Raw genomic sequence first — 14,277 nt, 5'->3', positions numbered from 1 at the left:
CGAAAGAGAATAGAAAATCAACTTCTATTCTCTTTTTTTGTGAATCTATTTCCCAAGTCTAAAATAATTCCTAATTTAGAACCTCAAAATCAAAAGTAATGTCGATATACACTCCTTTTTCAGCTTCGCAATTGCTTCCACAAGAAGAAAAACTTGAAGTAGCGCGTCATAAAAGCGAATTATTCATAGGAATTCCAAAAGAAACATCCTATCAAGAAAGAAGAATTTGCTTAACGCCTGATGCGGTTTCTTCATTAGTTTCGCACGGACATCGCGTAATGTTAGAATCAGGAGCTGGAGAAACTTCAAGTTATACCGACAAAGAATACAGCGATGCTGGTGCCGAAATCACACAAGACACCAAAAAAGTATTGGGTTGTCCAATGATTTTGAAAGTAGAGCCACCTACTCTTACTGAAATTGAAATGATGAATCCACAAACCATTGTGATTTCAGCGATTCAATTAAAAACTCAGAAAAAAGAATATTTTGAAGCTTTAGCAGCCAAAAGAATAACAGCTTTAGCATTTGAATTCATAAAAGACGAAGATGGTTCATATCCTGCAGTAAAATCATTATCTGAAATTGCAGGAACAGCTTCTATTTTAGTTGCTTCCGAATTAATGATTGGTGAGAACATCGGAAAAGGTTTACTTTTTGGAAACATTACAGGAGTTCCACCAACAAAAGTTGTCATCATTGGAGCTGGAACTGTTGGAGAATATGCTGCTAGAACCGCTTTAGGATTGGGAGCTCATGTAAAAGTCTTCGATAATTCGATTACAAAATTACGACGTTTACAAAATACCTTAAATCAAAGAATTTTCACTTCAACCATTCAAGAAAAATCACTTTTAAAAGCGTTAAGACGATGTGATGTTGCTATTGGCGCCATGAAAGGGAAAAACAGAGCTCCAGTTGTGGTAACAGAAACCATGGTAGAACACATGAAAAAAGGTGCAGTTATTGTGGATGTAAGTATCGATACAGGTGGTTGTTTTGAAACTTCCGAGGTAACTACGCATGAAAAACCTACCTTTATTAAAAATGGTGTAATTCATTATTGTGTTCCTAACATTCCTTCACGTTATTCTAAAACGGCATCTATGTCAATTAGCAATATTATTTCTCCTTTCCTATTACACATTGCAGATGATGGCGGAATTGAAAGTGCTATCCGCTGCAATAGAGGTTTGAAAAACGGAATTTACAGCTATCACGGCTTATTAACCAATAAAGCGATTGCAGATTGGTTTAATTTAGAATATCGTGATATCAATTTGATTGTTTTTTAAAGTTAAAATCTAGCAACTATGTGTGTAATTTAGACTAAATTTGCACAAAATTATAATTTATGAAGTTTCAATTTCGTTTAGCATACTATTTATTTGGCATATTTTTAGGAGGAGTTTTTGTTATGTGGTTTTTAAAAGCAAAAGCCGATGACAAAGGAGTTGAGTTTTGTTACTTGCCTAATTGCCGTGTTTTAAAAGATTTAAGAAGCAAATCATTAGAAATTGATTCTTTAGCAAAACAATCGTTAGATGCAAAATGGGTTACTTTAGAAGATATCCGTCAAAGTTTAAGCTATGGTGATGTAGATTTTTCAAAAAGTAATGAAGCTTACAGAAAAGGTAAAATTTACGTTATTGAAGGTAGAACTTCTAAAAATGAAGAGATTACGATTACAATGGTCAATTATACCAACAAAGTCTTATTAGAAAAGATAGAAAAAAAGTAATTTTTTTTATCGAAACACTTGCAAAAACAAATATTCCTTGTATATTTGCACTCGCAATACGATAATAGTAAAGCACTTTATTGGGGCGATTAGCTCAGCTGGTTCAGAGCACCTCGTTTACACCGAGGGGGTCGGGGGTTCGAACCCCTCATCGCCCACACATTTAAAAACAAATGGTTTCAAAAGCCGATAAATCTTATGATTTATCGGCTTTTTGCTTTGGGACATATACCAAAATATTCATTCAATCTTAATGCTAAAGGGACAAAATCGAGACCCTAAAAAATTTTACAATTTTGGGTCTCGCTAAATTCTCTAAAGCACTGTAAACACCGTACTAACAACCAGTTCAATACTGGTTCAAAAAGTGTACATCTTGTTTACTAAAAGTTTAAAAATTAAATTGAATACTAATTAAAAGGTCACCACCATGAAAGCAAAAATTACTGTGCATATTTATGCAAAAACTTCAAAAGCTAACAAAAACGGTCAATTGCCAATTTATTTCAGGCTAACTGTAAACGGAGAACGTTTTGAATTCAGCACCAAGAAATTCATTGATAAATCAAAATGGTCCGCAGAACAATCAAAAATGAAAGGTAATTCAGAAGAAGCTAGAACAATAAATAATTATCTTGATTTAATGAAATCTAAAGTTTTTGATATTCAGATGGAATTGCTTCACAAGAATGAAGATTTGACAATTGAAAATTTTAAATCAAAGCTAACCGGAGCACAAGAACGTGAGCGAATGATCATTCCAATCTATCAGAGCCATAATGATAAAATTGAAGACCTCATTGGAAACGGTTATGCTTACGGCACCTTAGAACGATTTAAAATCTCATTAAAACACTTGCAGGAGTTTATCATTTGGAAATATAACATGAATGATATAAGCATCAATAAAATCGACTATGCCTTTGTAACCGAGTTTGAATTTTATTTAAGAAGTGTAAAAAAATGCAACAACAATACATCTGTCAAATATGTTAGAAATTTTAGAAAAATCATTAAGATATGCCTGGATAATGATTGGTTAGATAAAGACCCTACTACTCGATATGAAGGTAAAATGAAAGAAGTTGAAAGAGACTTTTTGACTGAAGAGGAATTGTTGAAAATCTACAACAAGAAAATTTCATCAGAAAGACTACAACTAGTTAGAGATATTTTCATTTTTTCATGCTACACTGGTTTAGCCTACATTGATGTAAAAGGATTGAAAAAGGATCATATTGGTATAGGCATTGATGGCGAAAAATGGATTTTCAAAAACCGTCAAAAAACAGATACAAAATCAAAAATACCAGTATTACCTATTGCCCAAGAAATAATTAATAAATACGAAAGTCATCCAAAATGTTTAAATGAAGACACTATTTTACCAATCTTAACAAACCAAAAAATGAATGCTTATTTAAAAGAAATTGGTGATTTATGTGATATTCCGAAAGAAATAACTTTTCACATGGCCAGACATACTTTTGCCACTTCTGTAACATTAACTAATGGTGTTCCAATCGAAACCGTTAGCAAAATGCTTGGTCATAAAAACCTACACACAACCCAACATTATGCTAAAGTATTAGATAGTAAGGTAAGTGATGATATGAAAGTTTTAAAGGAGAAATTTTCAATACACAAATTATCAAATAAAGTCTCTTAATGAAATTATACCTAATTTTAAAAAAGAGTTACTTTTTTTATCAGATGATTCATTTAAATTAAACATTGATACAAAAAGTAGCTCTTTAATTTTAAATATAATCTCCAAATATTTCAATCAATTTATTTCTCCAATTTTCGGGTAAATCTTCCCAGTTTTCACCCCACTCTAAGGTCTTTTTATAAGCTTTAAATGGTTTTTCATATGTCGCAATATATCCTAACTCATCTTCAACATTATTATTCATCATAACAACTTTCCCATTACTACCTAGAGCATTTGCAATTGGTTCATTATATTTTTCAGCATTTGGCTCATTAGAATCTCTATCATGAACAACAATAGGATCAATCCCCATTGAAGTTAAATATTTAACCAAACTTATAATTGAAGCTTTACCTCTCGCTTTAATAATTTCAAAATCAGAAAGTATCTTAAAATATTTTGATTTTTCTAACCTTTTTATTGATTCTTTAATTAAAATATCTTCTGTATCTCCTTCAATAATAACAACTTTTTTTGTGAAAAATATTCGAGATACATAATTATCAATTTTCAAAATCATCTTAACATAAGATTTATCATTTTCTTGTAAATCTTTAAATTTATCTGTTACACTGAAGGTATTACATTCTACATGATTTCCCGAATTATAAAGTCTATTCAATACCTGTTTAGGTTTACGTGATAAATCAATTATATAAGGTGAATGTGTGGAAGCAATAATTTGAGATGAACTTGAACTTAATTCATATATAGCCTCTCGCATTTGATTAGCTGCACTTGGATGTAAATAAGTTTCTGGCTCTTCAAAGCATATTATTAAAGAACGAGAATGTTCGTCTTCTTTTCTTGACAGCCATTGTTGTCTATATCTAAGCATACCAAATACAGTAGCTCTAACCATTCCTGTTCCTTGATTTTCAACACTAGTTTTAATATTACTTGACATTTCAACAAGAAAACTAGGTTTTAAATTTGATGGATCACTTAAACTTGTAGATGCATGTAGTTTTGAATCTGGAAAAACGGTTGATAGAACTCCATTTAATTCTTCCATCATTTTACCAAATTCTGAATTTTCATCTTGCGGGTCTAATTCTTTAGCTAAATTATCTAAATGAACCTGTGCGTTTTTAAAATTTACAGAATTTTCTCTGACTGTTTGAAATAACTCACCTAAAGTAGAACTTAAAACTCCATTTCCTGAACCTTGAATTTCATGAATCCCTAAATCAACTGGAATTAATAAAAATCTTGGTAACATTTTTAAAACATTACCAGGAATTCCTCCAGGATTTTGAAACCAAATTTCATCATCAGAAATATCCCAAATTTCATCAATCAATTCTAATTTTTCAAATGCTACTTTTGATTTTCCTACATTAGTTTCTAAATCATCAAAATACTCACTAATGACCTCTAATGGTAATCCACTATCAACATAGTCTTGAGGTTTTTTACAATTTATAAACTCTGGTTTTACTGTTCTAACTTTAGATTTAAATTCAATTATAACATCTTTGCCTAATTCATAGGTCTTTCTATATGTGACTGATAATCCACTATTCTCTGAATCTTCTTCCACGTCATAAGTAAAAATTCTTCCTTTAAAACCTCGCCATGTTTTAGCTTCTTCTGGTAGATTCCTAAATTCAGCTTCCAATATAATAGTAGTAGTATCAACTTTTACTTCGCTTGTCTCTTCATCTAATATAGAATAATAATCAGATGTTGATAGTTGTTTTTTTGCAGATAATAAGATTTCAATTGCTTTAATTATTGAGCTTTTTCCACAATTATTTTGACCAATTAAAAAAGTTGCATCACCAAATTGAATAGTTACATCTTTTAATCTTTTATATCCAGAAATTTTTAAAGAGTGTATTTTCATTTTGTTTTAACGTTGTAACAATATATCTAAAATTAGGATTACTTAATTAACAGTTCCAACCGTTTGAACAGTATCAGAACCTATCTCTGTAAACTCAATAAAACTTCCCACTTTCATTTGATTTGTACCTCCAGGTGCTGCAGAAAATGCTAATTGAGGAGTTAAAACACCACCTGTAGTACATCGCAATACTCCTTCAAATTCAATTGTGGTTGTTACTGCACTACTAGTTGCATTTAAAACTTTATTTGCAACACCGCTAACTTGTACAGAAGATGACGTAGAGATGCCATTTAATGCAGATGAAAAAATTTGAACAACGTATTCCATCGAAGTTATATTCAATCCAGTAGTTGCAACCCAACCCATAGCTGTAGTATGACTAATTGAACCATTTGTTATTAAAAACTTTCCTTTAAAAAAATAAGTTTTATTTGCAGTTAAAGTATATGCGTCACTAGAAGGAGGAAACGCATTTTGTGAAGTATTTGAATTAGACAAAGTAAAATTTGAAGATAATACACCAATCAATTTTACTGGTCCAGAAACAGATAAATCACCACTGCCAACAATAGATTGTCCATTAATAGTTTTAACATTAGTTCCGCTTACTAAAACATTTTGCTTATTGTTTAAATCATTCTCTAATCCGGTTACCTGATTTTTAGATATGGTACCCGTTATTGATGAAGCAGTTCCACTAACATTAGTAACTACAATATTTCCATTTGAATCTGGAGTGATATTGTTCACTTTTTTTACTGTTGCAAAAGTTTCAATACTTTTCTTAACCGTTTTAGGTGTTAAGTATTTATTATCAATCTGATCATTTTGAGCATCTGCTTCAGATGCTTTATCTTCTTCAATATTAAGTTGACTATCAATTAAATTTTCAAACTCTTCTTGAATAGGTCTTTTACCAGTTTCAAAAAAGGATTTTAATATTCCTCTATTTTTTGTTGCCATAATTTATTTTTTTTGTTGATTATCTTATATAAAATGTTCCTCCTACAATCATTTCTCCTATTCCTCCAATGTCTTGCCAGTTTACTTCATTATGTATTGTTAAAATACGCTCCTCATTACTCATCATGCCAGCTGTATTTTCAGTAATTATTTTAAAATGATGGTATATAGAATTATTTTCATCATTCATAATTGATAAAGTACCTGACTGTAAGTTTGTATGCGCCAATGGTAAATAATTATTCTGATTATTTGTTTGCAGTTCATGTATTTTTACCCAATTACCTTGTGAATTCATTTTGTATAAATGATACTTACCTTTATAACAAGTTTTTTCCCAATGAAGTACAATCGTTGATAATTCATTATTAGAATTTAAAGGCTCTGAATAATAATCTAAAACTGGAGAAATTGGGCTATAGTTCTCAACAACATTAGTAATAATCAATTTTGAAGCTTCTGAAGGCGCATAATCAACTACATTTACTAATTCCTTATCATTATAACGAATTCTTCTAGAAACTGTTAACCTGTAAAATAAAGGATCTCCAAATGGTATTTCGGACAAATCGGAAAAATCGTCCTCAAAAATCCATTTACTTTCATCTAATAAATTTTCAACTTCTAAATCGAGAACCCTTACTAATTTCATCGTTCTTATTGATAAAGCATCAGATGGATTATCTGCCCTATAAATTGAAACTTTAGCTATATTTTGAGCTTTAGGATAAGCATTAATTTGTAATTGTACCGATGGAGTAATTCCTAAAATTCTGTTTTCTAAAACTGGAATTACTTTAATAATCTCAGGTGCAATAGGTGGTGCTGTGTTTACCAAACTAATTGGTCCAAGTATTTCACTATAATCACTGGTCTTCATTTGATTATTAATTTCTCTTACAGCATAAAAATATTTTGCATTAGAAGCGCCATCTAATCCATAATCTGTAAATTGAGATTCAAATTGCTGTCCTACTGGATCAATACGACACATCATAGGTGCCATATCAAAATTTGACTCAGGATCGAGTGTTGGTTTTATCAAATTCCCGTTACGGTCTCTAATAACTTGTTTCTTTGGAATTGGTTTATAAGGAATTGGTTTTACAAAATTATATAAAACAGGAATCTCAGTTAATGGGACAAAACAATTTAATAATACATCTTTTAAAAAATCTTTAATCTTCAGTTCAGTATTTCTAACATCCCCATTAGGTAAAAGTACTTCAGGGATAACAGTCTCATTAAGATTTAAAATAGGAACAGAAATATGTCCTACCTGAGTTGGTAAATTATTGTAATACAAATTATGTGCATCAATAAAAACATTAATACTTTCTATAAAAGCAGGATTATCAGGTAATGGTAATGTTCTATCTTCAAAAGTAGCAAAGTTGCCTGAAGGGTAATTAAAACTCAATAAATCATTCCATCTATCAACATAAAAATCTTCTTCTCCATTTAGAAAAATATTTTGCATTACATTCTGAACCGTATTTAATACGGGCAACCCCGTCTCTTCATCATAACCTAAAACATCTTTATTATAAATAGCTGATAAGAATTGTATATCACTAGCTCTATTAAACTGAACTGAATATGGCTTGTGAATTTGTTCTGGTGTCCCATATTTTGTATTAAAAGTATAAGATGATTTTCCGAAATAATCTGGACGTGTAGCATACATACCCCCAGTTGGCTTCTGCGGTTGAATAGGTTCCATTACAGCATTAGCAAACATCAATGCTGGAACTGACATTTTAGAAAAGAAATTATCTGTATTATCATACTGAAACTCATTAGGAAAATCCCAACTTCTTAAGCCAAAAACAGTATAACGTACCTCATCATCTCCTTGAGGTAAAACATTGTCTTCATTCAATCCTAAATTATCATCTTTATACAAATAGACTTTATAACCAGGATAATAATTTGTCATTTGGCTAATTGAATTAACTTCATTATCCATTAACTTCCATTTATATGTATCTAAATCACTTAAATCGCTTGGAAAAGTTAAATCCTCAATATAAAGAACTAAGTCATTAGCTGTTGAACCAATATTTTCTGTTCTAATTACTTTAAATTCCTTTCTTGGCTCATTTACATCACTTAATGTATGTAACCTAACTACCCCATTATACCACTCAACTGAATTAGTCCCCGGATTACTTTCTAAATAATATTGTGAATGTTGCGGCAGTTTAAATCCTGGAAAAGTAATTTTATATAGCCCTAAATGTTTGAGTATAAAATCATCATTTGCGTCAGTATCATATTCACCATCTCCGTCTTCATCAACTTTTTCTAAAACTTTTTCTATTGTTGCATTTTGATAAATTCCTCTAAACTTTTGTACATGAGTTTCAGTAGTACAATCAATATTTTTAATTATAAGCTCATCTTCTCTATGTACTAAAGTGTGGTCAATATTCACACTAAACCCTGTATTATTTGGTTGTCCCCAAATAGAAGGATTTTGCATATTTTCTACAATCATAAACAAGCTACCAACTTCAGGAACTAAAATTTCAGTTTCTGGATTTGATACAGTACTTAAATTCAAAATTGCTCCACTTGCATCAGCTTTAAAAACTATAAACTTTGGGTAAGTTTCTGTATTATCTACTTCATGAATAACATATTCAACATTATCAACTAGCATTACACTACCTATATAATTACTTTCTGTTCCATTAGGTATAATAGGAATTAAAGTTTCATTATATGTAGGTGGTACAGTTTGAGGAATAATACTATCATCAATACCTGAACTATATATTGGATATGGTGCTGTATCAACTTCTATTAGCAAAGGATTACTATTACTCCCTACAAAACTTACCTTACCAGAAACACTATTAGGCACTTGATTTCTAAAGAAAATTTGAATTTTTTCAGCAAATAATTCTTTACCGTTATCAGTTTCATAATAATTAGGAATAGTTTCTCCATTTATTTTCTGGTGATAATCTATCAATTCCTGAGCATGATTGTATTCAAAAGTTAAACGAACTAAAGATTTATCCTGATTGGGATTTTCACCGAATAAAAATTGCTCATCTGATGTACTTAACAATAACGGAAGCTCTTTTTGAATTAGGGTTGCTGTTACATTTGTTGGTGGCAATAATTCATTTTTTGGAGAAATAATAGTTTCTACTGTGTGAACAAGATTACTTGGTGTAGCTCTACTAAACCAGTTAATTCCATAAGAAGAATAATCTAAAAAACCACTTTCTCTTACAGCATGAGTAAATATAGGCTTGCCCTGTTCAGGTATTACTAACTCAACTGTTTCATTGGTTAATTCTATAGCAATGCCACTAGTATCGATATTAAAATATTGTGGATTATAAGATAGTTCAGGTTTGATCCAATTTATTTCTCCTGCTTTTCTATACTGTAATCCCGCAAAAACAGGATCTGTAGTTTCACAAGCTACAAATTCATTACTTATATAGTAAAATGGTGCATCAGCTAATTCATCAATAGCATATTCAGGGAAAAGAGAGTAATATTTAGTCTTTCCATCAGGAGAATACCCATCTTGTGTGACTAAATTAATTGATTCAGAATCCGTAAATTCTTCTTCTCCTTCTTCCACTTCAGAATCATCATAACCATTATTAAAAAATATACCTGGAATAGGTTCTTTTAAATCAATTGGAACAGGTAAACGTTGATCATTCAAAGATGTAGGTAAAGAACAATACAAATGCTGTACTTGTCTAGCTCCCAAACCATCATTCAAATCACCAAAAGTAGTATATTCAGAAAGATAAACATATTCACCATCAAACACCAATGGGTTTAAATCTAATGTGCCTAATCCTAACATTCTTGCAACATGGTAATCCAAAGAGCCTAACTTTAAAACTTCAAGAAAAGGAATTTCAATTCCTGAATTTTCTGTAGATTGTTCTGGAATGTAAGGATCATATTCAGGTTCGTCACTATCAGGATAGGTTTGACTACATGCCTCAACATCTGCATAATTTTCAAAAGGGAATATTTCTACAGCTGTAGGATTATTAAATGCATCACTCAACTCAATATACTTTTCAACAGAAGTATGAATTCGCTCAAGTTCTGGAATACTATTCGAATTCCAACGTGTGTGATAATTTGAAACATTAACATATGCCTGATCATTATATCTTAGCCAATTTACCAGACAATTTGCTTCAGGCTCTAATCGTTGGTACGCTACATTAGTTTCTTTGGTTAAAGCGTACTTCCCAAGAAAATTCCATTTATTTTGCTTTTTCGTGTTAATAATAATATCTGAATAGAATTCAAATGATAATAACTCAATATGTGAACCAGTACTACTAAATCGAATACTTCTGATGTTTTCCGAGAGTAATGGTTTTTCATTTAGTTCATCAGCAGCATATTTTTTTCTTAATGAGGCTGATTTTGGAGAAGTAATTTTATTCTCCGACACGGAAAGCAATTCTGTTTTAACAGAATTTGTACTATTTAAAATTTGAAATTTTGGAGAAATTTTAAAGCTTATTTCAGTTTTAGTTTCAACTTCAATAATACTATCACCATAATTTTTAACAAAAATTAAAGGTTCTGTAGCAGGATTAATAGTTGCTCTAACGAGATTATATTTACTAATATCTTTAAAATGAACATGGAAAATTTTTCCATTAACCTCATAAATCCAATTTCTTTGACTACCAATTTCATTAACTTGTAAAGGAATATTGTTGAAATCTAAAATAGTTTGATAGGAAACATATTTAGATCTATAAATTTTTACAAAATCATCACTTTTATTAAAATTATGCGTTGTAGTAGCATAATTAGCTTTTGGTAAATGGTTAGATAATACATCTCGTAATGCCCAACGCAAATGAATCCCTTTTGTGCTATCATCTCCCAATGAACCAGCAGATTGCAGATATAAATACCCGGATTGAATAGAAGAATAATCTGATAAATCAAAAACATTCTCACAATTACAGTTACCTAATTGTGATAAATATTCTAAAATAAACTCAACAGCACTTAATGCTTCTAAATAATATTTATCTATCTCTTTGCCGTCTTTGTAATCAATAAAATCATGAATTGCATTAATTTGAAATTGCAAATTTTTAACTAGATTAAAATGGGGGTAATTAATATTTATTTGATTAAAAAACTCTGAAAATTTCTTAAAGCATTCTTTGAATACAATTAAATTTTTGGCAAAATCAGGATTTTTAATTTTAACTGCTTCAATACAATTAGTAAAAACTTCAAGTAATTTATTATATTCAGCACATATTTTTTCGTCTTTGATACACTGTGGGTCAAAGCTTGAACAAATGTCTTCAATCACAGAATTAAGATTTTCTACGTTTAAATTACTCGTGCTTAAAGAATAATTACTATTTATAATTGAATAATTAATTTTAGAATCTTTAATAAAAAATCCTTTTGGATCAATGCTTAATGGTGTTTCATCAAATGTCTTACAACTATTAATATCAAGATCTAATTTTCCAATGCACATTATATTAATCTCATTTTGATCCATTCCAAAATTTAACAACAGAGTATCATCATTAGTAACCTGTTTTATTATGCCCCAAGCTGGCTGTGTTAAAGGGTATTCAAATCTTTTAGTCCATATTACATCTAAATTATTATCAATTTTAGTTATAATACTTTTGGTTCTACTACAACTTTCTAAATAAATAAAATTTCGGTTTGATTTAAATTGAGGGGAATTTTGACTTGATAATATTACCTTTGATAAATTATTATTAGGATATAGAGTAGAGTGTTTTATAAAAACTGGAAATTGATTCTCTAAAAGACCTGAAATAATATATTCTTGATTAATAAACTTAACATTCTTCAATATAATATCAGACTCATATATATTTAATGGAGATAAATTAAAATCCAGTTCCAATAAAACTCCTTTATCTATAAGTTGTGTAGTATTAGATTTAAAACCACCATATAGTGACAACTTATTTGCATAAGATGTTATTTCTCCAAAATAAAATTCACCTTCAGAAGAATTTATATTTTTTTGGCTAATAATTGATCCCGTAGCACCTATTTTATAAATTGTCGTTTCATTGACCCCAGTTTGATCCTGAATTGTATTTAACATTAAAAAATAGATCTCATTACCAACATTTATGAGCTTCTGGTTTTGATACCAATCCTCATTTAAAGTTCCTTGTTGAAATCTTTTTTCCCAAATAAAATCTCCGTTGCTATTTATTCTAATCAAAGCGGAATTAGCCGAAAGGCTATCAACTGCAAGAACTAGAAAATCACTATTTGAACAAGCTATTATATTTATAAACTGAAAACAACCTTTGATGTTACTGTACCTTTTCTCCCAGATTATTTCACCTTCTATATCTGTTTTAGTAATGATTCCACATTTGTTATCATTGAATCCAATACTATAAATTGCTTGACCTATCTTTTTAGAATTAATATAGGTGTTGTTTTCAGATTTTGTATATTTTTTTAAAAATGACATACTTTTCTAATTAATTATTTAATAAATCAACGGGTATTATAACTTCAGTCATAACTGGGTAATTGAGCACAACATCATCACCTGGTAAAATATCTCTGTAGACCTTATATTTAAATTTCAGGCTAATGTTTTCAATTATATTTTTTGCAGAATTCATAATAATAACTTGTGAGTGATCTTTAGAAAATAGAACCATATAAGAACTATTAATATTTCCTTCTGTCATTACTTCAATAGTATCTTTTATAACTTCTTGTCTAAACTTAGGATTATTAAATGGTTCAGGATTTCTCACAATTAAAGCTATAATAGAACCGGTATTAGTATCCTTTATAACATTGACCTCAGTTGAAACAGCCTCATTTAAAGGTTTCAAACCTAAAATACCTTCAAATACTCTATCAAATGGGTGTTGATAATCATTTGTTAAAGTTTCAATTATTTCTGGTGTAAATCCAGTCAAAGCCTGTTGATTTATTATATTATTCCAATTCCAAATAGTAGTATAACTGGCATCAATTTCAGCTTGAGTAAATGGTTTTTCTAAATTGAAAATAGCATCTCTCTGTACCAAATTGCCTTCAAATTCTCTTTCTAAGAAATAACTTTCAACCTGCTCTTTAAAGTCTTTGTAACGTGAAGTTTTAAAAACAAACTTGTGAACTTCTCGGGTTTCATCAATAGCGGCTACTGTATCGAAATTACCATTATGATTTACATCAAACAAATTATTTACAATAGCTGTGTACAGCTTATTTGGTTTTAAATGCTTCGGAAATATAGTAACATATTCAGATGCTGGTTTAGTAATAATAACTTCCCCCATACAGTTTGGTGCTTCCATTAAGTTAAAATAATGGTCAATAGCAAATGGAACTTGAGGATTTTCCTCAGGATTCCATACTTCTTCAGTCTGCGGAATGTGCGTATATTCATTATCACTAGGATTATAATCGAGATATGGAGGATTAACAATTGTAATATCCTCTACTGGATCTTTAATCACAATTTTAAGTCTTCCTGCTAAACTATTATCGCTAGAAGGTGCATTTTTATAAGGCTCCCATTTATGGAAAAAATGAGTAGCATACGCTTTACTAAAGAACAACTGAATTTGTGTGGTACTAGCAATTTTTCCGTTTATCATTGACACCTGGTCATCATAAAACAAAGGTTTAGCACTCAATAAATTACCATCAGCATTTGGATAAGATCGATTATAATCAATAACCCGTTGGGTGAAATTATTTGAAGTAAAATAAATTGAAAAAATGTTGGTCAAGATACTGAAAATCAGTATCTTGAAGTCGCAAAACAACCAACATTTATGACAAATATAGTTAAAAATTATTTTAGAGTATTAGAAGTTATAAGTTCTTTGAATTTTGAGTTGGATTTTAAATCAGGAATTGGCAGAAAGCCAAAAATGTCTGACATAGAAGTAGTTGCCTTGAGTTTGACAGCAGAATTTATGTCAATAGACAGCGAAAATTCACTTTTCA

General features: G+C 30.1%; 7 protein-coding genes, 1 tRNA gene and 1 pseudogene. 5 read left to right on the top strand and 4 right to left on the bottom strand.

What is annotated here, in order from left to right; translation table 11 throughout:
• Positions 1-98 precede the first annotated feature (98 nt).
• The 4 genes from BP92_RS0109295 to BP92_RS0109280 all read left to right on the top strand — a co-directional run bounded on the left by BP92_RS0109295 (position 99) and on the right by BP92_RS0109280 (position 3,410).
• Positions 99-1,295 carry an alanine dehydrogenase gene (locus BP92_RS0109295; protein ID WP_026725813.1) on the top strand — a complete coding sequence of 399 codons (1,197 nt, stop codon included), beginning with the start codon at positions 99-101 and terminating at the stop codon, positions 1,293-1,295.
• Between the two features lie 59 nt (positions 1,296-1,354).
• Positions 1,355-1,741, top strand: a complete 387-nt coding sequence (locus BP92_RS0109290; RefSeq protein ID WP_026725812.1) for a DUF4258 domain-containing protein — start codon at positions 1,355-1,357, stop codon at positions 1,739-1,741.
• An 83-nt stretch (positions 1,742-1,824) separates the two neighbouring features.
• Positions 1,825-1,899: transfer RNA gene (locus BP92_RS0109285), tRNA-Val, on the top strand.
• Between the two features lie 272 nt (positions 1,900-2,171).
• Positions 2,172-3,410 (top strand): site-specific integrase, encoded by a 1,239-nt coding sequence (locus BP92_RS0109280; RefSeq protein ID WP_026725811.1) that lies wholly within the window; start codon positions 2,172-2,174, stop codon positions 3,408-3,410.
• A gap of 91 nt (positions 3,411-3,501) precedes the next feature.
• Here the strand turns inward: BP92_RS0109280 and BP92_RS0109275 are convergent, their stop codons facing one another.
• The 4 genes from BP92_RS0109275 to BP92_RS0109260 are packed head-to-tail and all read right to left on the bottom strand — an operon-like array spanning position 3,502 to position 14,057.
• Positions 3,502-5,304: an ATP-dependent nuclease gene (locus BP92_RS0109275; protein ID WP_026725810.1), complete on the bottom strand. Its 1,803-nt coding sequence runs from the start codon at positions 5,302-5,304 to the stop codon at positions 3,502-3,504.
• A gap of 42 nt (positions 5,305-5,346) precedes the next feature.
• Complete coding sequence (locus tag BP92_RS0109270; RefSeq protein WP_026725809.1) at positions 5,347-6,270, bottom strand: hypothetical protein; 924 nt, start codon at positions 6,268-6,270, stop codon at positions 5,347-5,349.
• Positions 6,271-6,289: 19 nt separating this feature from the next.
• A complete protein-coding gene (locus BP92_RS0109265; RefSeq protein WP_026725808.1) occupies positions 6,290-12,775 on the bottom strand; it encodes a hypothetical protein in 6,486 nt (2,161 codons plus the stop codon).
• A gap of 10 nt (positions 12,776-12,785) precedes the next feature.
• Positions 12,786-14,057, bottom strand: a complete 1,272-nt coding sequence (locus BP92_RS0109260; RefSeq protein WP_026725807.1) for a hypothetical protein — start codon at positions 14,055-14,057, stop codon at positions 12,786-12,788.
• A gap of 45 nt (positions 14,058-14,102) precedes the next feature.
• Between BP92_RS0109260 and BP92_RS16060 the strand changes: the two are divergent.
• Positions 14,103-14,277: pseudogene (locus BP92_RS16060) on the top strand (IS982 family transposase); the annotation flags it as partial.

The sequence above is a fragment of the Flavobacterium sasangense DSM 21067 genome (assembly GCF_000686885.1).
Lineage (GTDB): Bacteria > Bacteroidota > Bacteroidia > Flavobacteriales > Flavobacteriaceae > Flavobacterium > Flavobacterium sasangense.
Note: the sequence above shows the minus strand (reverse complement) of the source record. Positions and strands in the feature narration are given on the sequence as shown.